The organism is Priestia sp. FSL W8-0001 (genome assembly GCF_038050335.1).
Lineage (GTDB): Bacteria > Bacillota > Bacilli > Bacillales > Bacillaceae_H > Priestia > Priestia flexa.
Genome location: NZ_JBBPAL010000001.1, coordinates 3,109,651 through 3,130,252, shown reverse-complemented (window position 1 = coordinate 3,130,252; position 20,602 = coordinate 3,109,651). Strand labels below are relative to the sequence as shown.

At 39.6% G+C, this 20,602-nt stretch carries 18 protein-coding genes; 17 read left to right on the top strand and 1 reads right to left on the bottom strand.

What is annotated here, in order from left to right; genetic code table 11:
• Nucleotides 1–14: 14 nt before the first annotated feature.
• The 13 genes from lpdA to MKZ18_RS16495 all read left to right on the top strand — a co-directional run bounded on the left by lpdA (nt 15) and on the right by MKZ18_RS16495 (nt 15,597).
• Nucleotides 15–1,436 (top strand): dihydrolipoyl dehydrogenase, encoded by a 1,422-nt coding sequence (gene lpdA, locus MKZ18_RS16555; RefSeq protein WP_076512159.1) that lies wholly within the window; start codon nt 15–17, stop codon nt 1,434–1,436.
• A gap of 21 nt (nt 1,437–1,457) precedes the next feature.
• Nucleotides 1,458–2,450 (top strand): thiamine pyrophosphate-dependent dehydrogenase E1 component subunit alpha, encoded by a 993-nt coding sequence (locus tag MKZ18_RS16550; protein WP_025909226.1) that lies wholly within the window; start codon nt 1,458–1,460, stop codon nt 2,448–2,450.
• A gap of 13 nt (nt 2,451–2,463) precedes the next feature.
• A complete protein-coding gene (locus MKZ18_RS16545; RefSeq protein WP_025909225.1) occupies nt 2,464–3,447 on the top strand; it encodes an alpha-ketoacid dehydrogenase subunit beta in 984 nt (327 codons plus the stop codon).
• Nucleotides 3,448–3,461: 14 nt separating this feature from the next.
• Nucleotides 3,462–4,730, top strand: coding sequence for a dihydrolipoamide acetyltransferase family protein (locus MKZ18_RS16540; RefSeq protein ID WP_144594061.1), 1,269 nt, complete (start codon nt 3,462–3,464; stop codon nt 4,728–4,730).
• 490 nt (nt 4,731–5,220) lie between these two features.
• Nucleotides 5,221–7,173: a methylmalonyl-CoA mutase family protein gene (locus MKZ18_RS16535; protein WP_186317498.1), complete on the top strand. Its 1,953-nt coding sequence runs from the start codon at nt 5,221–5,223 to the stop codon at nt 7,171–7,173.
• Nucleotides 7,166–9,322, top strand: coding sequence for a methylmalonyl-CoA mutase (gene scpA / locus MKZ18_RS16530; RefSeq protein WP_144594418.1), 2,157 nt, complete (start codon nt 7,166–7,168; stop codon nt 9,320–9,322). Before MKZ18_RS16535 ends, scpA begins: the two co-directional genes overlap by 8 nt.
• A gap of 4 nt (nt 9,323–9,326) precedes the next feature.
• Nucleotides 9,327–10,328, top strand: coding sequence for a methylmalonyl Co-A mutase-associated GTPase MeaB (gene meaB / locus MKZ18_RS16525; protein ID WP_144594416.1), 1,002 nt, complete (start codon nt 9,327–9,329; stop codon nt 10,326–10,328).
• A 91-nt stretch (nt 10,329–10,419) separates the two neighbouring features.
• Nucleotides 10,420–10,857 (top strand): BrxA/BrxB family bacilliredoxin, encoded by a 438-nt coding sequence (locus MKZ18_RS16520; protein ID WP_025909220.1) that lies wholly within the window; start codon nt 10,420–10,422, stop codon nt 10,855–10,857.
• Nucleotides 10,858–11,436: 579 nt separating this feature from the next.
• The gene (locus MKZ18_RS16515; protein ID WP_025909772.1) at nt 11,437–12,231 is read left to right on the top strand and encodes a transporter substrate-binding domain-containing protein; all 795 of its coding nucleotides are present in this window, start codon (nt 11,437–11,439) and stop codon (nt 12,229–12,231) included.
• Between the two features lie 32 nt (nt 12,232–12,263).
• On the top strand, nt 12,264–12,923 hold the full coding sequence (locus tag MKZ18_RS16510; RefSeq protein WP_025909773.1) for an amino acid ABC transporter permease: 660 nt from the start codon (nt 12,264–12,266) through the stop codon (nt 12,921–12,923).
• Nucleotides 12,916–13,638 (top strand): amino acid ABC transporter ATP-binding protein, encoded by a 723-nt coding sequence (locus MKZ18_RS16505; RefSeq protein ID WP_062686278.1) that lies wholly within the window; start codon nt 12,916–12,918, stop codon nt 13,636–13,638. Before MKZ18_RS16510 ends, MKZ18_RS16505 begins: the two co-directional genes overlap by 8 nt.
• A 438-nt stretch (nt 13,639–14,076) precedes the next feature.
• A complete protein-coding gene (locus MKZ18_RS16500) occupies nt 14,077–15,027 on the top strand; it encodes an aromatic acid exporter family protein (RefSeq protein ID WP_025909775.1) in 951 nt (316 codons plus the stop codon).
• Between the two features lie 63 nt (nt 15,028–15,090).
• The gene (locus MKZ18_RS16495; RefSeq protein WP_025909776.1) at nt 15,091–15,597 is read left to right on the top strand and encodes a L,D-transpeptidase; all 507 of its coding nucleotides are present in this window, start codon (nt 15,091–15,093) and stop codon (nt 15,595–15,597) included.
• Between the two features lie 29 nt (nt 15,598–15,626).
• On the opposite strand, the gene prli42 is transcribed toward MKZ18_RS16495, so the two are convergent.
• On the bottom strand, nt 15,627–15,722 hold the full coding sequence (gene prli42, locus MKZ18_RS16490; protein ID WP_152545186.1) for a stressosome-associated protein Prli42: 96 nt from the start codon (nt 15,720–15,722) through the stop codon (nt 15,627–15,629).
• Between the two features lie 155 nt (nt 15,723–15,877).
• Here prli42 and mce point away from each other — a divergent pair, with 155 nt between their 5' ends.
• From mce to MKZ18_RS16470, 4 genes are all read left to right on the top strand, one after another.
• Complete coding sequence (mce, locus tag MKZ18_RS16485) at nt 15,878–16,291, top strand: methylmalonyl-CoA epimerase (RefSeq protein WP_025909777.1); 414 nt, start codon at nt 15,878–15,880, stop codon at nt 16,289–16,291.
• Nucleotides 16,292–16,294: 3 nt separating this feature from the next.
• A complete protein-coding gene (locus MKZ18_RS16480) occupies nt 16,295–17,845 on the top strand; it encodes an acyl-CoA carboxylase subunit beta (protein WP_025909778.1) in 1,551 nt (516 codons plus the stop codon).
• A gap of 25 nt (nt 17,846–17,870) precedes the next feature.
• Nucleotides 17,871–18,989 carry a tripeptidase T gene (locus MKZ18_RS16475; RefSeq protein WP_025909779.1) on the top strand — a complete coding sequence of 373 codons (1,119 nt, stop codon included), beginning with the start codon at nt 17,871–17,873 and terminating at the stop codon, nt 18,987–18,989.
• Between the two features lie 242 nt (nt 18,990–19,231).
• The gene (locus MKZ18_RS16470; protein WP_239428655.1) at nt 19,232–20,599 is read left to right on the top strand and encodes an NAD(P)-dependent oxidoreductase; all 1,368 of its coding nucleotides are present in this window, start codon (nt 19,232–19,234) and stop codon (nt 20,597–20,599) included.
• Nucleotides 20,600–20,602 lie beyond the last annotated feature (3 nt).

The window sequence follows — 20,602 nt, the reverse complement described above, 5'->3', positions numbered from 1 at the left end:
AGGTGTGACAATATATGGCAAGGGAATATGATGTAGTAGTTCTAGGGGGAGGCACCGGCGGATACGTAGCGGCAATTCGTGCTTCCCAGCTTGGCCTAAGTGTTGCAATTGTAGAAAAAGAAAAGCTGGGTGGTACATGCCTTCATGCAGGTTGTATCCCAAGCAAAGCTTTATTACGAAGTGCAGAAGTGTATCAAACAGCAAAAAAAGCAGACTCTTTTGGCGTTTTAGCATCTGATGTAAAACTCGATTATGAGCGTGTACAAGAGCGAAAAGATTTGGTTGTTACACAGCTGTATAACGGCGTCAAAGGACTGATGAAAAAAGGCAAAATTGATGTGTATGAAGGCTTTGGCCGTATATTAGGGCCATCCATCTTTTCACCGATGCCAGGAACCATTTCAGTTGAGCTAAAGAGCGGTGAAGAAAATGAAATGCTTATACCAAATAACGTAATCATTTCAACAGGCTCGCGCCCAAGAACATTACCAGGGCTAACGATTGACGGTGAGTTTATCATTACATCGGATGAAGCATTACAAATGAAAAATCTTCCTCAATCTATTATGATTGTTGGTGGCGGTGTAATCGGTGTTGAATGGGCTTCAATGCTTGCTGACTTTGGAGTTGAGGTAACGATTATTGAATACAGTGATCGTATTCTACCAACCGAAGATCACGATATATCAACTGAAATGAAAAAACAGCTACAGCGAAAAGGAATTAAGGTAGTTACTTCTGCTAAAGTGTTAGCGGATACCGTTGAAGTAGATAAAAGTGTCAAAGTGAAAGCTGAAGTGAATGGTGAAACAAGTACATACGAAGCTGAAAAGATGCTTGTATCTGTTGGAAGACAAGCCAACGTTGAAGGCATTGGATTAGAAAACACAGACATTGTTGTTGAGAGCGGTTTTATTAAAACAAATGAATTTTATCAAACAAAAGAGTCGCATATCTATGCAATTGGTGACGTCATTGGTGGTCTTCAGCTGGCTCACGTGGCTTCTCGTGAAGGAATTGTAGCAGTCGAACATATAGGAGATAAAAAGCCGCTCCCAATTCAATATGAAAATATTTCAAAGTGCGTATATAGTAGCCCAGAAGTGGCAAGCGTGGGTTTAACAGAACAAGAAGCAAAAGAAAAAGGTCATGCTGTGAAAGTTGGCAAAATGCCGTTTAAAGCAATCGGTAAAGCACTTGTATATGGTGAAGCAGAAGGATTTGTAAAAATTATTAAAGACGATGAAACAAATGACCTACTAGGAGTTCACATGATTGGTCCTCACGTAACAGACATGATTTCAGAAGCAGGTCTTGCAAAAGTGTTAGATGCGACGCCATGGGAAGTTGCTCATACTATTCATCCACACCCAAGCTTATCCGAAGCAATCGGTGAAGCAGCCCTTGCTGTTGATGGAAAAGCCATTCATTTTTAATTATTAAGGAGGTTTTAACTGATGACAGAAAATCGTCATGAAGCACTAGGCTTAACAAATGAACAAGTAGTTGAAATGTATCGTACAATGCTTCTGGCTCGTAAAATTGACGAGCGTATGTGGTTATTAAATCGTGCTGGGAAGGTACCTTTTGTTATTTCGTGTCAAGGACAAGAGGCAGCGCAGGTCGGTGCAGCATTTGCGTTAAACCGTGAGAAAGACTACGCGTTGCCGTATTACCGAGACATGGGAGTAGTCCTTGCATTTGGGATGACGGCTCGTGATTTAATGCTATCAGGATTTGCAAAAGCGGAAGATCCAAACTCAGGTGGTCGTCAAATGCCTGGTCACTTCGGCTATAAAGAGAAGCGCATTGTAACGGGGTCTTCTCCGGTGACAACGCAGGTTCCTCATGCCGTTGGAATTGCTTTGGCCGGGAAAATGGAGAAAAAAGAGTTGGTGACATTTGTAACGTTCGGTGAAGGTTCATCAAACCAAGGTGATTTTCACGAAGGTGCTAATTTTGCAGGCGTTCACAAATTACCGGTTATTTTCATGTGTGAAAACAATAAGTATGCCATTTCGGTGCCGGTAGAAAAGCAACTTGGTTGTGAAAAGGTATCAGACCGTGCAATTGGCTATGGTATGCCTGGATACACAGTAGACGGAAATGATCCTTTAGAAGTGTATAAAGTTGTAAAAGAAGCAAGAGAAAGAGCAGTAAAAGGTGAAGGACCAACGCTTATTGAAACGGTTTCTAGCCGCTTGACTGCTCACTCAAGTGATGATGATGATCGCGCTTATCGCGAAGCAGACGAAATTTCAGAAGCGAAGAAAAATGATCCAATTATTCGCTTTGGTGCGTATTTAAAAGAAACTGGGACTCTAACAGATGCGAAAGAAGCTGAAATGCTTGAAGAAATCATGAAAATTGTGAATGAAGCAACAGACTATGCAGAAAATGCTGCATATGCAGACCCAGAATCAGCTTTAAAATACGTATACGGTGAGTGAGGAGGAAACTAAAATGCCAGTAATGTCATATATCGATGCCGTAACAATGGCTATGCGTGAAGAAATGGAGAGAGACCCACGTGTATTTGTGTTAGGAGAAGATGTGGGAAGAAAAGGCGGCGTATTCAAGGCAACGAACGGCTTATATGAGCAGTTTGGCGAAGAGCGCGTAATTGATACACCGCTGGCAGAATCAGCGATTGCTGGAGTTGGAATTGGAGCAGCAATGTACGGAATGCGCCCAATTGCTGAAATGCAGTTTGCTGATTTTATCATGCCTGCTGTGAACCAAATCGTTTCAGAGGCTGCAAAAATTCGCTATCGCTCGAACAATGATTGGAACTGTCCAATTACAATTCGTGCGCCTTACGGTGGAGGCGTGCACGGTGCTCTTTATCATTCGCAATCAGTTGAAGCGTTGTTTGCCAATCAGCCAGGTTTAAAAATCGTGATGCCATCTACGCCTTATGATGTGAAGGGGTTATTAAAAGCAGCAATCCGCGATGATGACCCGGTGCTATTCTTTGAACATAAGCGCGCGTATCGCTTAATTAAAGGTGAAGTGCCAGAAGATGATTATGTACTTCCAATCGGAAAAGCAGATGTGAAGCGCGAAGGTGATGATATTACTGTTATTACATATGGTCTTTGCGTCCATTTTGCACTCCAAGCAGCTGAAAAACTTGCGGCTGATGGAATTTCAGCTCATGTATTAGATTTACGAACAGTTTATCCATTAGATAAAGAAGCGATTATTGAAGCTGCATCTAAAACAGGTAAGGTGCTTCTTGTAACAGAAGATAACAAAGAAGGAAGCATCATGAGTGAAGTAGCGGCTATTATTGCAGAACATTGTTTATTTGATTTGGATGCACCGATTCAACGTTTGGCTGGGCCAGATATTCCAGCTATGCCATATGCTCCAACGATGGAGAAGTATTTTATGGTAAATCCAGATAAAGTAGAAAAAGCAATGAGAGAATTAGCTGAATTTTAAAGGAGTTGTTTCCAGTGGCAATTGAAAAAATCAAAATGCCTCAGCTTGGAGAAAGCGTAACGGAAGGCACGATTAGCAAATGGCTAGTAGCTGTGGGGGACCAGGTTAATAAATATGATCCATTAGCAGAAGTGATGACCGATAAAGTGAATGCAGAAGTGCCATCTTCATTTACGGGTGTGATTAAAGAAATTATTGCAGCTGAAGACGAGACGCTGCCAGTTGGAGAAACGCTGTGTTTGATTGAAGTAGAAGGAGCTTCTTCAGCAGATACAGCTCAAAATGCGCCAAAAGAAACGAATGAAAAAGTTTCTTTACCAGATACAGCTGACCACTCTAATAAAAAGCGCTATTCACCAGCCGTTCTGCGTTTATCCCAAGAACATGGAATTAACCTTGAAACACTTACAGGGTCAGGTGGAGGTGGTCGAATTACAAGAAAAGACGTACTGGCTGCAATTGAAAAAGGTCCGCAAAGGGATTCAGCTGTTCATCAGGAGGCGCCAAAAACAGCACCGGCTTCATCAGCAGCGCCTTTACCAAAAGCAGAGATGAAAAAGTCGGAACCTATTCCAACGGCTTCTGGTGATAAAGCCATTCCTGTATCTGGTGTACGTAAAGCGATTGCCAGCAACATGTTACGAAGCAAGCACGAAATTCCTCATGCATGGACAATGGTTGAAGTGGATGTAACAAGCCTCGTAGCATATCGTGATTCTATTAAAACGGAATTTAAACAAAAAGAAGGATTTAACTTAACGTACTTTGCTTTCTTTGTCAAAGCGATTGCACAAGCCTTAACAGAATTCCCAGAAATCAATTCAATGTGGGCAGGCGATGAAATTATTCAAAAGAAAGACATTAATATTTCTATTGCTGTTGCAACAGACGATGCATTGTTTGTACCTGTCATAAAAAATGCCGATGAAAAAACAATTAAAGGAATTGCACGCGAAATTAATGAATTAGCGCAAAAAGTACGAGCAGGTTCATTAAAAGCGGCAGACATGCAGGGTGGAACGTTTACTGTTAATAACACGGGATCATTTGGTTCCGTTCAATCGATGGGAATCATTAATTATCCACAAGCAGCAATTTTACAGGTGGAATCTATTGTTAAGCGTCCGGTTGTTATTAATAATATGATTGCCATTCGAGATATGGTCAATCTATGCTTATCTCTTGACCACCGTGTGCTTGATGGACTCGTATGTGGTCGATTCTTAAAACGCATTAAAGAAATTTTAGAATCGATGTCCAAGGAACATACATCTATTTACTAAAAGTGAAAGAGACTGAGACATAAGTAGGTCAGCCTCTACTATACCTGAACGATTGAGAGTTCATAACTTTTAATCGTTCAGGTTTTTTTATTGATTGTGAAAACAATGTTGGAAACAGGGTGGAATGGAGCGTAGGACACTCGACTCCTGCGGGAAAGAGAGGGAAAACGGAGATCCCGCAGCGCAGCGAGGAAGCTCAGGTTCCTCCCCGCGGAAAGCGAGTGACCGTAGCGCAATGGAACGAACGTGTTGAGACAAATCAAAGAGATGGGAACAGCTAGTGTTCGTCTTTTAGAACCAATCATTTTGTTATGTCCCAAACTCTTTTATTTGTTTAATATTTAATTCGAAAAGGTTTTGCTCGTCATGCCGATTTGGCATACGGTATTTTGAGAAGGTATATATATTTCGTTTATAGAATGTAATAAAATAAAAGAGAGTGTGTCAGTAGAAAAAGGCTTTGGTATCAAAGTATAAAGGGGAAATGACGATGAATAAACCATCCTTTCATGAATTTGCCTATACTCCTCAGCAAGAATGGATACAAGAAGTAAAAAAAGCGCTAAAAGATGACCCTCATCTATATGAAAAAGAAACGTTTGAGAACATTTTTTTGAAAACGCTTTACCGAAAAAATGACGTGCAAGATTTACCACATTTAAAAGACGAAGAGCTTTACTTATTCGTAAGAGGAATAGACTCACATTTCGTATCAAATGAATGGAATATTGCACAACGAATAAATGTAGCCGTTCCAAAGAAAGCGAATCAAATGATAAAGGAAGCATTAGATAACGGACAAACGTCATTGGCTATTGAGTTAAATCCTATATCAATTAAAGGAAAGAATCCGTTAACAGTTCCTTTTACTGAATTAAAAAGCGGCGTTTTGCTCTCTAACTATGCAGATCTATGTGCGCTTTTTAAGGACATTCAGTTACCTGAAGTACCTCTTTTTATTCCTTCTGGATATACGGCACTGCCGTTGATTGAATCCATTGATACGTACTGTCAACAGGAAGGGATCACATTATCACAAGTAGCTGGAGTGGTTGGAATGGATCCGCTCGGCTCATTAGCTGAACACGCTCATTCACCAATTCCAATCACTGATTTGTATCATGACATGGCAAACGCAATTGCTTTTGTACAAGAAAAGAAAAGTTCGCTAAAGACGGTACTTATTGATACAAAACCGTATCACATGAGCGGGGCAACAGCCGTTCAAGAGTTAGCATATGCACTTTCAACAGCCGTACAATATATGGATGAATGTTTAAGACGCAATATTCCTTTACATCATGTATTACCTCATCTGGCATTTTCATTCTCAACAAGCTCACAGCTTTTTATGGAAGTTTCAAAACTACGTGCATTTCGCTTACTGTGGCTTCAGGCCGTTCGAGCATTTTCACAGACTATAGACGTACCGCTTCCTTTCATCCATGTAAATACATCCATCCATACGCTTTCATCTCAAGACTTACATACGAATATTTTACGAGGAACACTGCAAGCATTTGCTGGAATTATTGGCGGAGCAAATAGCCTCCATGTTTATCCATATGATGCTATATCAAAGCAGTCAACAGAATTATCCAATCGACTCGCACGAAATACGCAGCTAATGCTTCGAGAAGAATCACAATTAGGTAGAGTCATAGACCCGACAGGAGGCTCATGGTACATCGAATCCTACACGCATGAGCTTGCAGAAAAAGCTTGGAAGCTGTTTCAGAAAATGGAATCTAAAGGCGGTATGGAAGCATGTCTAGAGTCAGGTTGGATTCAATGTGAGCTTCAACATGTAAGTGAAGAGAAAAGAGAACAGATACATAGCAGAAATGAAAGAATGGTAGGAATTACGCATTATGTATCTCCAAGTAAAACTACTTATGAAGAAGATAACGTTGCAAACAAAGACTACCACGAATATCAATTGCAATTAAGAAATGAATTGACGGCATCTTCTCTATTGGTGAATGCGCATGAAGAACAATCCCCTTCTCAAGCAATTCTCTTTTTGAATCAGTGGAGAAAAAGCGAAGCGTTTGAACAGATGCGTGAAAGAACCAAAGGATTGACTATTGGTTGCATTGAATTATCAGAAAGTAAATTGGTTAAGCAACAAAAAGAGTTTGCTTATGATTTTTTCCAGTCTGGTGGATTTCAATGTGAAACTTTTTCACCGTTATATCATGACCTGGATACCATTGAATGGTTGAAAAAGCGTCCTTGTCATGCATACGTAGTATGTGGTGAACCTGAACAAGTAAAAGATATGCTTGCCTTCCTTAATAGGTATAAACAAGAAAAGCTTTACGTATTTGTTGTAGCAAAATCAGAGGTAGACGGAGCTGCGGAATTCATTAATGAAAATGTGAATGCAATTAATTGTTTTGCGCAATTAGTACGCTGGATTGAGGTGAATCAACATGTATAAAAAACCACAATTTGAAAATATTGATTTTGGCGCTGTTACGCAACCGAAAGCTGTGGAGAGTAAGCAGAATACTGTAGAATCTTTTCAAACAAATGAACAAATTTTTGTGAAATCTCTATATACAGAAAAAGATTATAAAGGCATTGAATTTCTTGATTTTACACCAGGAAAACCACCATATCTAAGAGGACCTTACGCGACGATGTACGTGAAAAAACCATGGACAATTCGTCAGTACGCAGGGTTTTCAACAGCAGAAGAAAGCAATGCCTTTTATCGCAGAAATTTAGCTGCAGGGCAGAAAGGATTGTCTGTTGCTTTTGATTTAGCAACACATCGAGGGTATGACTCTGATCACCCTCGCGTGGTTGGTGACGTAGGAAAAGCGGGGGTAGCAATTGATTCGATCTTAGACATGAAAAAGCTTTTTGATGGTATTCCTCTGGATAAAATGTCGGTTTCAATGACGATGAATGGTGCTGTATTACCAATCATGGCTTTTTATATCGTGACTGCTGAAGAACAAGGTGTGCAAAAGGAGCAGCTAGCCGGTACCATTCAAAATGATATTTTAAAAGAATACATGGTACGTAATACGTATATTTATCCTCCAGATATGTCGATGAGAATTATTGCAGATATTTTCAAGTATACGTCTGAGCATATGCCCAAATTTAATAGCATCAGTATTTCAGGCTATCACATGCAAGAAGCGGGAGCACCAGCTGACCTGGAGCTAGCTTATACGCTAGCAGACGGATTAGAGTATGTTCGAACCGGAATAAAATCTGGTATTTCAGTCGATGCCTTTGCACCACGCCTATCATTTTTTTGGGCGATTGGAATGAACTACTTTATGGAAGTAGCAAAAATGAGAGCCGGTAGATTGCTATGGGCTAAGCTAATGAAACAGTTTAATCCAACAAATCCCAAGTCGTTAGCTTTGCGTACGCACTCGCAAACGTCTGGCTGGAGCTTAACGGAGCAAGATCCGTTCAATAACGTAGTGCGTACATGTGTGGAAGCACTGGCAGCAGTTTCAGGGCACACGCAGTCACTGCATACGAATGCATTGGATGAAGCAATTGCGCTACCAACGGATTTTTCAGCAAGAATTGCACGTAATACACAGTTATATTTACAAGATGAAACGTCTATTTGTTCTGTTATTGACCCGTTGGGAGGGGCTTATTATATTGAATCACTAACGAATGAGCTCGTTCATAAAGCTTGGGGTCATTTAGAAGAGATTGAATCACTTGGTGGTATGGCAAAAGCAATTGAAACTGGGATTCCGAAAATGAAAATTGAAGAAGCTGCTGCCAGAAGGCAAGCTAGAATTGATTCAAAAGCCGAAATTATTGTTGGTGTGAATGCATTTAAAGCGAACGAAGAAGAAGAGTTAGAGATTTTAGATATTGATAATCAAGCAGTGCTAACAGCGCAGGTAGAAAGATTAAAAGAACTGAAGAATCAGCGCGATGACAAGCAGGTGGAAAAAACTTTACGTGATTTAACGCATGCTGCTGAAACAGGAAAGGGAAATTTATTAGAGTTAGCGGTTGAAGCTGCCAGAGCAAGAGCAACGCTAGGCGAAATATCACTTGCTCTTGAAAAAATATCTGGTAGGCATCAAGCGGTTACACGTTCAATAAAAGGTGTTTATCAAGCAGAATTTGAAGGAGCAGAGCTTATTGATAAAGTGCGCCAGTTAACAGATGACTTCTTAGAAGAAGAGGGAAGAAGACCAAGAATCCTAGTTGCCAAAATGGGTCAGGACGGTCATGATCGCGGAGCAAAAGTCATTTCTACAGCATTTGCGGATCTAGGCTTTGATGTGGATGTTGGTCCACTTTTTCAAACGCCTGAAGAAACTGCTGTGCAAGCAATTGAAAATGATGTTCACGTCGTAGGGTTTAGCTCGCTTGCTGCTGGACATAAAACGCTACTTCCACAGCTTGTTGAGCAGCTGCGTTTACACGGTAGAGAAGATATTTTAGTCATTGTTGGAGGAGTTATTCCAAAGCAAGATTATCCTTTTTTAGAAGCAAGCGGAGCAGCAGCTATTTTCGGTCCAGGTACGGTCATTCCAAAAGCAGCTATCCACGTGTTAGATAAGATTAAAGAAAAGCTAGCGGTGGATGAGTGATTATATGACCAAATTAAAAACAGTGTCTCAGTATAAAGAAGGGCTTTTAGGAAAAAACCGAGCTGCTTTAGCACAAGCTATTACCTTAATTGAAAGTCAGGCTGCTAAGCATAAACACCTGGCTCAACAGTTAATGAAAGAAATTTATTCGCATACTGGAAAATCGATTCGGATTGGATTTACAGGTGTACCAGGAGCAGGGAAAAGTACGTTAATTAATGCATTTGGAACTTATTTATGTGATCAAGGATACCGAGTAGCAGTACTTGCGATTGATCCAAGCAGTACGGTATCTGGTGGAAGTATCTTAGGTGATAAAACGCGAATGGAGCAGCTTGCTAAGCATCCAAGAGCTTTTGTTCGACCGTCTCCTTCGCAAGGAACATTAGGCGGGGTTCATCGCAAGACGAGAGAAGCTGTTCTTTTATGCGAAGCAGCGGGATATGACGTCATTTTTATAGAAACGATGGGCGTGGGGCAAGGTGAAGGAATCGTTAAGCAAATGGTTGATGTCTTTGTTCTTCTTGTTTTAACAGGTGCAGGAGATGAGCTTCAAGGAATTAAAAAAGGAATCTTAGAGCTAGCCGACTTGATTTGTGTAAATAAAGCGGATGGAGATAATCGAAAAAAAGCAGTACTGACGAAAAAAGAGTATGAGTCCGTTATTTCATTTCTATATGCTCATTCATCTAGTTGGCAGCCAAGGGTATTAACAACATCTGTTTACGAGACAGGTGATTTGATTAGCTTATGGAATCACATCTTGGATTACAAGAGCTGGCTAATACAAAATGAACGATTTGAGCAAAAGCGAGGTCTTCAACTTTCTTCATGGCTACAGTCGAGAATTGCTGATTATCTGTACGAGTCTTTTTATGGTAAGCAAGAGCTACGTGATACGCTAAAAGATGTTGAGCAACGTATGCAAAAAGGAGACATAACAATGGAGGAAGCATTTGAGACAATAATTGATCAGTATAAACAAGTAAACCAACCGATAAAGTAACAATAATTTTTTCGTAAACATAAGCCAAAGAAATCGCGTTTTAAGTCATGGTTTGCTATGATAAAAGTAGCTAACTAAAGGAGGTAAAAAGATGAACATCGATTTTAATTTATTTATGAATGATGTTGTTCGCCAAGCGCGTCAAGAGATTGAAGCTGCAGGTTACACGCAATTAACGACGGCTGAAGATGTAGAGGAAGCGTTTCAAAAGCCCGGTACAACATTAGTAATGGTTAACTCAGTTTGTGGATGTGCAGGAGGGATTGCTAGACCAGCAGCTGCTCATTCCGTTCATTACGATAAGCGCCCAACGAATCTAGTTACGGTATTCGCTGGCCAAGATAAAGAAGCAACGGCTCGCGCTAGAGAATATTTTGAAGGCTACCCACCATCTTCACCATCATTTGCACTATTAAAAGATGGTAAAATTATGACAATGGTAGAGCGTCATGAAATTGAAGGACATGAGCCAATGTCAGTTGTAACAAAACTTCAAGAAGCGTTTGATCAATATTGTGAAGAAGTATAAATAAAAGAGGCTGGGACATAAGTAGTTCAGTCCTTACTATACCTGAACGATTGAGAGTTCATAACTTTTAATCGTTCAGGTTTTTTGTTGATTGCGAAAACAATGTTGGAAACAGGGTGGAATGGAGCGTAGGACACTCGACTCCTGCGGGAAAGAGAGGGAAAACTGAGATCCCGCAGCGCAGCGAGGAAGCTCAGGTTCCTCGCTGCGGAAAGCGAGTGGCCGTAGCGCAATGGAACGAACGTGTTGAGACAAACCAAAGAGATGGGAACAGCTAGTGTTCGTCTTTTAGAAGCAATCATTTTGTTATGTCCGAAACTCTTTTATATTTGGTGAAAATATTTGTAATATCAATTTTTTATACATGATTCACATGGTTATGGAAAATGGTGGATAGGTATTTTCATATAGTTAAATCTATATTTAAAAAAAGTGTTGCATAAATATAAATACGTGTTAAAATACAGTTACATGAATATATATTTATTTTTTTACAATGACTTGCAATAAGGAAAAACTTATTTCATAATATTATTAATTTTAAGAAAATATTAAAATTGGGGGAAACGTGACATGAAAATGAAAAAATGGCTATCAGTAACAGTTATAGGGTTGTTAACAGCGGGAGCATTAGCTGCTTGTGGTGCTGGTGAAGGTGCTTCAAATGGAGGCGGAGGCAGTGAGGATGCAAAAGTTTTAAAAATGGGAACTTCAGCTGATTATCCACCGTTTGAGTATATTGATACAGCAAAAGGTGACAGCGAGCCGGTCGGTTTCGATATTGATTTAGCAAAAGCAATTGGTAAAGAGCTAGGTTATGAAGTACAAGTTGTCGATATGGAGTTCGGTAGCTTAATTCCATCTTTACAGTCTAAAAAAGTGGACTTTGTTTTAGCAGGAATGACCCCGACGGAAGAGCGTAAAAAGAACATAGACTTCTCTGATGTATATTACGAGGCGAAAAATGTACTTGTATCTAAAAAGGACGAGCCGATTAATAGCATTGAAGAGCTGAACGGAAAAACAGTAGGTGTTCAAACAGCATCTATTCAAGAAGATGAAGCAAAAACATTATCAGAAGAAGTAGACATTAAAATTGAAAGTCGCGATCGTATTCCACAATTGATTCAAGAAATGAAGTCAAATCGTATTGATGTAGCAATCATTGAGGATACAGTAGCAAAAGGCTATGTAGCAAAAGATGATACGTTACAACTTGTAGAAACAGGAAGAGAAGACTCTAACAAAGGTTCTGCCATTGCATTTCCTAAAGACAGCAAGCTAACGGATGAGTTTAATAAAGAACTACAAGAAATGAAAGAAAGCGGAGAGCTAGAAGAGCTAATCGTTAAATGGTTTGATAGTAAAGAATAAGAGACAATGAACGGAGAGGAAGGAAAACAGGCATGAATTTGGACTTTTCACAAATCGTGCCTTCAATCCCTTATATTTTAAAAGGGATAGGAGTGACGATTCAAATAGTTTTAGCTTCAGCCATTGTCGGTTTTGTACTAGGGACAATCTTATCTCTATTTAAAATTAGTCGTTCAAAACCGCTCATTTGGTTAGCTGATCTTTATACATCAATCTTTCGTGGTACGCCGCTCGTACTGCAGTTATTGCTTATTTATTTTGGGTTACCACAAATTTTAGGTTTTGATATTGCGCCATTTCCTGCTGCAGTTGCTGCATTTGGATTAAACTCAGCTGCATATATCTCTGAAATTATTCGTGCTGGTATTTTAGCAGTCGATAAAGGACAACGTGAAGCTGCTCTTGCTTTAGGAATTCCATATCGTAAAATGATGGGCCAAGTCATTATGCCTCAAGCTTTAAAAAACATTTTACCAGCTTTAATGAATGAGTTTATTACGCTTACGAAAGAATCAGCACTTGTAACGGTTATCGGTGCGCTTGATATTATGAGACGTGCATATATCGTTGGAGGAGAAAAGTTTGCGTATTTTGAACCTCTGTTATTTGCAGGATTAATTTATTACATCATGGTAATGGGCTTAACGCTCCTTGGTAAAGTGATCGAGAGGAGAATGAGAAAAGGTGATTAAAATTGAAAACTTACACAAGTCCTTTGGCCAAAATGAAGTTCTAAAAGGCATTTCAACAGTTATTAAAGAAAAAGAAGTAGTCGCTGTAATCGGTCCATCAGGTTCCGGGAAATCAACGTTTTTGCGCTGTATGAATTTACTTGAACAGCCAACTAGTGGAGCCATTACAATAGCTGATCAAGAAATTACAAATGCGAAGACAAATATTATGAACGTGCGACAAAATGTCGGGATGGTATTTCAGCACTTTCATCTGTTTCCTCATATGACGGTGCTTGAAAACTTAACATACGCGCCTACTACAGTTAAAGGAATCTCAAAAGAAGAGGCGAAGAGCAAAGGAATGGAACTACTAACTAAAGTCGGACTAGCTGAAAAAGCAAACGAGTATCCAAGTCGACTTTCAGGAGGTCAAAAGCAGCGTGTTGCTATTGCTCGTGCTCTTGCGATGGAACCAGAAATTATGCTTTTTGATGAACCAACATCTGCTTTAGACCCAGAGATGGTAAAAGAAGTATTAGATGTAATGAAATCACTAACTGAAACGGGTATGACAATGGTTATCGTTACGCATGAAATGGGCTTTGCGCGCGAAGTAGCAGATCGTGTTTTATTCTTAGATGGTGGCCGCCTAGTGGAAGATTCACCTCCGGCTGAGTTTTTTACAGCACCTAAAAGTAAGCGTGCGAAGGATTTTCTTGAAAAAATCTTATAATAATCAAAAAGAGACTGAGATATAAGTAGTTCAGCCTCTACTATACCTGAATGATTGAGAGTTCATAACTTTTAATCGTTCAGGTTTTTTGTTGATTGTGAAAACAATGTTGGAAACAGGGTGGAATGGAGCGTAGGACACTCGACTCCTGCGGGAAAGAGAGGGAAAACGGAGATCCCGCAGCGCAGCGAGGAAGCTCAGGTTCCTCCCCGCGGAAAGCGAGTGACCGTAGCGCAATGGAACAAACGTGTGGAGACAAATCAAAGAGATGGGAACAGCTAGTGTTCGTCTTTTAGAAGCAATCATTTTGTTACGTCCCAAACTCTTTTTTTAATTTATAAATAGCGAGAAGCATTGCGTAATTGAATGAAACATGTTAATAAATAATAGTGTTATGAATAACTTATAAAAAAGGAACTGTTTAGGAGCTTTGACGATATGAAGTATAAAATTGGTTATCGAACCTTTAAAACAGCTGTAGGTACTGCACTCGCAATTAGCATTGCACAGCTCATCGGCCTTGAGTTTTTCCCATCAGCAGGAATTATTACAATCTTATGTATACAAAATTCACAGAAAAAATCGTTGCAAAGTGCGTTTGATCGCTTTGTAGCTTGTTCGATTTCAATTTTATTTTCATTTATTTTCTTTGAAGGAATTGCTTATCATCCAGCGGTCATCGGATTGATGCTGCTATTTTTTATTCCGTTAACCGTTATTTTAAAGGTCAACGGAGGAATTGTAACAAGTTCAGTTATTTTACTGCACATTTACTCTCTTGAAAATATGACGTGGCAAATTGTTTTCAATGAATTAGGGCTCATTGTGGTTGGTATTGGCGTAGCGCTTCTTGTGAATTTATACATGCCAAGCTTAGACAAAGAGCTTCGTCAGTATCAGCAGGACATTGAAGAGAATTTTCATATCATTCTTAAAGAAATGGCGCTTTATTTAAGAAGAAACGAAAGCACTTGGTCTGGCAAAGAAATCGCCGATACAGCAGTGCTCTTAGAAAAAGCTAAAAGTCTAGCTTTCCGTGATGTTGAAAACCATTTTGTACGTTCAGAAAATTATTATTATCGATACTTTAAAATTCGTGAAAAACAATTAGAAATTCTAGAACGTACTCTTCCTCTTCTTACATCAATTGACCTTGTGGTTGAACAAAGATATATGATTGCTGATTTTATTGAAGAATTAAGCTTTTCTATTCATCCGGGTAACACAGCAAAGCTTTTTTTATTAAAGCTGGAGCAGCTCAAGGAATCTTTTCAATGCATGGAGCTACCTAAGTCTCGTGAAGAATTCGAAGCACGAGCAGACCTGTTACACTTTGTAAAGGAAATAGAGCAATATTTAATTATTAAACAAAGCTTAAAAATTACGTAAACAATATGCATGTTGTAGCAACCCCTTACGAACAATAAGAAAAAGCGTAAGGGGTTGAATTGTATGCACGTCATGTTTCTTATTTTAGTACTTGTATCACCAATTTGGCCGCTGGGAGCAAATCCTTTACCAGCTGACCCTTTTATTATTGTAAATAAACAGACAAATGAATTAGCATATATTGAACACGGCAAGGTAGAGAATGTTATTAAAGTGGGTTCGGGAAGAACAAAAGATTTAACACCAGAAGGCGAGTTCACTATCACAGTTAAAGCAGCAAACCCTTATTATCGAAAAGATAAGATAGAAGGGGGAGACCCTACTAATCCACTTGGGTTGAGGTGGATTGGATTTGATGCAAAAGACACAGATGGGCGAATTTATGGAATTCATGGTACAAACCAGCCAAACTCTATCGGCAAGTATGTTTCTAATGGGTGCATAAGGCTTCGAAATGAACGCGTTGTTGAGCTTTATGAAAAGGTTCCTCTTGGAACAAAAGTATGGATTGTGACCAGTGGAAAATCCTTTGAAGATCTAGCGAAGGAAAAAGGAATAGTAGTGCAATAAAAGGTAGGTGATTCATCACCTACCTTTTATTATAGCCACATTGTAATGCCAGCAAGAACAGTTGTGATTATCATCGTTCCCAGCATTAAATAGACCACAATTTTTTGCCATTTTTTATTCGACATAAAAGAGTAGCTCCTCTCACAACCTTTTTTTCTATTTTACATGTAGCAGGGAAATGGGACAAGCAACTTCTTTATTCGCTTTCGTTTTAAGAAGGAGAATGAAGATTCATTCAAGAATATGTCTAAATGAAAACGCTTTTTTAGGGGGTGGGAATATGAATAAAATTGATCATATTGGCATCGCTGTTCACTCTATTGATAACATCAAAGCATTTTATGAGAGGCAGCTTGGCTTACTATGTTTAGGGATAGAAAAAGTAGAAAATCAAGGTGTAAAGGTAGCTTTTTTTCAATGCGGTGATTCGAAAATCGAACTTCTTGAACCTTTAAATAATAGCAGTCCAGTCGCTAAATTTCTTCAAAAACGTGGAGAGGGTATACACCACATTGCCTTTGGTGTTGGAAGCATTGAAGATCGCATTCAAGAGCTGAAAGAACGTGGAATTAAAATGATTGATCATGAGCCAAGATTAGGAGCTGGTGGTGCTTCCATTGCTTTTTTACACCCGTCGTCCACCGCAGGGGTTTTGTATGAACTTTGTGAAAAGAAACCAACAGAGGAGGAATAGCACATGGTTGATATTTATGAAAAACTAAATGAGCTATACGACAAGCGCCGCAAAATTGAACAAGGGGGCGGAGATCAAAAAATTGAAAAGCAACATTTCAAAGGAAAACTAACGGCTAGAGAACGCATTGACTTATTGGTTGATGAAGGAACATTTGTTGAAGTTCAGCCTTTTATAGAACACCGCTGTCTGGACTTTAATATGAATACACAAGCAGGTCCTGGAGACGGTGTTGTCACTGGGTACGGTAAAGTGAATGGACGAGGCATTTATTTGTTTTCTCAAGATTTCACGGTGTTTGGCGGTGCGCTTGGAGAAATGCATGCCAAAAAAATCGTCAATGTAATGGACCTAGCAGCGAAAACTGGTGTTCCTTTTATTGGATTAAATGACTCGGGTGGAGCGCGAATTCAAGAAGGCGTGATGTCGTTAGACGGATACGGTCAAATTTTTTATCGAAACGCCATTTATTCAGGAGTCATCCCTCAAATCTCCGTGATTATGGGACCATGTGCAGGTGGTGCAGTATACTCACCAGCCATCACTGATTTTGTATTTATGGTGGAAAAGACGAGCCAAATGTTTATTACAGGACCGAAAGTGATTGAGACAGTAACGGGTGAAACAATCACAGCAGAAAATTTGGGTGGAGCTGCTGTTCATAATGAAATTAGTGGAAATGCTCATTTTAGCGCAAGTTCAGAAGAAGAAGTGCTTGAGCAGGTTCGCCTCTTACTAAGCTACTTGCCTTTATCTAATGCTGAAAAGCCACCGAGTGTCCCTTATAATGATCAAAGCAATGACCGCCCAGAATTATTGGATGTTGTGCCTTTTGATGCTGTCAGACCATATGATGTTCGCCATGTTATTGACCACGTCGTAGACGAAGGAACATTTTTAGAAGTACAAAAAGATTTTGCTAAAAACATTGTAGTCGGCTTAGCTCGCTTGAATGGAAACGTGGTCGGGCTGGTTTGTAATCAACCAAAGTTTATGGCCGGCAGCTTAGATATTAACTCCTCAGACAAAGCTGCACGTTTTATAAGGTTTTGTGACTCTTTTCATATTCCACTCATTACGTTTGAAGATGTAACAGGATTCTTTCCTGGTATTAAGCAAGAACATGGCGGTATCATTCGTCACGGTGCTAAAATTTTATATGCCTATTCTGAGGCAACTGTTCCGAAAATTACGGTGATTTTACGAAAAGCCTACGGTGGAGCTTATGTTGCGCTAAATAGTAAATCAATTGGTGCAGATATGGTATATGCTTGGCCAAACGCTGAAATTGCCGTTATGGGTCCTCAAGGAGCTGCCAATATTATTTTTGCGAACGAAATCCAAAGTAGTGATGCTCCCGAAGAAGTTCGAGCTGAAAAAATTGAGCAGTATCGCGATAAGTTTGCTAATCCATACGTTGCGGCGAGGGGGGGGATGGTAGATGATGTGATTGATCCAAGAGATACAAGAATAAAATTAATACAAGCACTCGAAATGTTGCACAATAAAAAGGAAGAGCGTCCACAGCGAAAACATGGTAACATACCATTGTAGGTTAATTTTGGAGGGATTACATATTATGGTTAATGAGCGACGTCTAGTTGATCTATTTTTAGAACTTATACAAGTTGATTCAGAAACAAAGTATGAAGCCGAGATTGCAAAAGTATTAACGGAAAAATTCACGGCTTTAGGAGTAAAAGTTGTTGAAGATGATACAACAGCTGAAACTGGACATGGTGCAGGTAATTTAATTTGTACTCTTCCAGGAACAAAAGAAGGAGTAGATACCATTTATTTTACTTCTCATATGGATACGGTTGTTCCTGGAAAAGGCATTAAGCCATCTATTGAAGACGGTTATATTAAAAGCGATGGAACAACGATTCTAGGAGCTGATGATAAGGCTGGATTGGCAGCGATGCTAGAAGCTATTCAAGTGCTAAAAGAGCAAAATGTTGAGCACGGTACCATTGAGTTTGTCATCACAGTTGGAGAGGAATCTGGATTAGTTGGAGCGAAAGCATTAGATCCAAAGCTTGTAACGGCAAAATTTGGCTATGCGCTTGATAGCGATGGAAAAGTGGGCGATATTATTGTTGCTGCTCCAACGCAAGCAAAAGTCAAAGCAGATATTTATGGAAAAACAGCTCACGCTGGTGTAGCACCTGAGCGTGGAGTATCGGCAATTACCATTGCCTCAAAAGCGATTTCACGTATGCCTCTAGGGCGTATTGATGAAGAAACAACGGCGAATATTGGTCGCTTTGAAGGTGGAACGCAAACGAATATTGTGTGCGACTACGTATCGATCTTAGCAGAAGCTCGTTCATTGGTTCCTGAAAAAATGGAAGCGCAAGTGGCAAAAATGAAGGAAGCATTTGAATCTGCAGCAAGTGACATGGGAGGAAGAGCTGAAGTAGATATTAAAGTGATGTATCCTGGCTTTAAATTTAGCGATGGAGACCATGTTGTAGAAGTAGCAAAAAAAGCGGTTGCCAATATCGGTCGTCCTTCACGCTTGCTACAAAGCGGCGGTGGCAGCGATGCAAACGTCATTGCAGGTTTTGATATTCCAACTGTAAACTTAGCTGTAGGCTATGAAGATATTCATACCACAAGTGAAAAAATTCCAGTTGAAGAACTTGTAAAAACATCAGAGCTGGTTGTATCGATTATCAAAGAAGTAGCAAAATGATAATAATCACATTGTAAAAAGCTTGGGCCTTGTCGCTCAAGCTTTTTACATATCGGCTAATATAAAGTTTGAATTTTTTGACACTTTGTATAATGTAAACAGCACGTTTCTTCAGTAAAATGGATTATAAGCTTAAAACCTCAACACAAAGGAGTGAAACCAATCGGGGGAAAGTTAATAAAAAAATATGTAAGCGCTTTCAAATATAATCGATATAAGCAATTTAGAAGGGGGATGGATTTATGAAATCTTCAGCTCAGCCGATGCTTCAAGCAATTGTAGAGAACTTTAGTGAAGTTGAAAAAGGCTTGCCAAATCAAGAAGCTATTGAAGAAGCTAATCGATGTTTGTACTGTTACGATGCTCCTTGTATTCAAGCTTGTCCAACGGGCATTGATATACCAACGTTTATTAAAAAAATTGCATCTGGAAACTTAAAGGGGTCCGCTCAAACGATTATGACATCGAATCCTGTTGGAGCGAGCTGTGCGAGGGTTTGTCCAACAGAAGAGCTTTGTGAAGGGGCATGTGTATTAAATCATTCGACTAAACCTATTATGATTGGTGATCTTCAGCGTTATGCTACTGACTGGGCTATTCAAAATGAACAGGTGTTATTTACAAAAGGCAAGCCAAACGGAAAGCGGGTTGCTATTGTAGGCGGAGGACCCGCTGGGCTTTCAGCTGCCAGAGAGCTAGCTCGGTTTGGATATGCTGTGACAATCTTTGAAGCAGAAAAAGAAGCAGGAGGGTTAAATACCTATGGAATTGTATCGTTTCGACTCCCTCAAGCTATTTCTTTTTGGGAGGTACAGCAGGTAAAAGCCCTAGACGTTGAAATTAAAACAAACATGCGTGTTGGTGAAGACGTGATGCCGAGTGAACTTTTAGAGAACTATGATGCAGTCGTTCTTGCTATTGGAATGAGCAAAGTTCCAAATTTAGGTATTGAAGGAGAACACCTAAAGGGAGTTTATGATGCAATTGACTTTGTGAAGCAAACAAAATCAGAAGCGTTGACTACAGAGTTTGTGGGGAAAAAAGTAGCGGTTGTTGGTGCAGGAAATACAGCGATTGATGGAGCAACATGTTCCATGCGATTAGGGGCAAAAAATGTAAAAATTCTATACCGTAGAACGAGTGCTGAAATGACAGCCTATGATTTTGAATATGAATTTGCCAAGCAAGACGGTGTAGAGTTTCGATGGTTAACAGCACCTGTGAGAATTGTTGGAAATGACAAAAATGAAGTAACAGGTATTGAATGTATCAAAATGGAACTAAAAGAATCGGAAGGTGATGGACGTAAAAAGCCTGTACCAATAGAAGGGTCAGAGTTCTTAATTAAAGTGGATGCTGTTATTAAAGCAATTGGGCAAGAGCGTTACTTATCTTTAATTAATCAGTTTGAATTAAAGCAAGATGGTGGAGTCGTACTAATTGATCAAGATACATTCCAAACCTCAAACCCTAAAGTCTTTGCTTGTGGTGACGTTGTATTTGGAAAAGGGCAAGGTGAAGCCATGGTTGTTACGGCTGCACAGCAAGGGAAGCAAACGGCATATGGCATTCATGCTCAGTTAAAGAAAGAAGCAATTGAAACAGCTTAAACA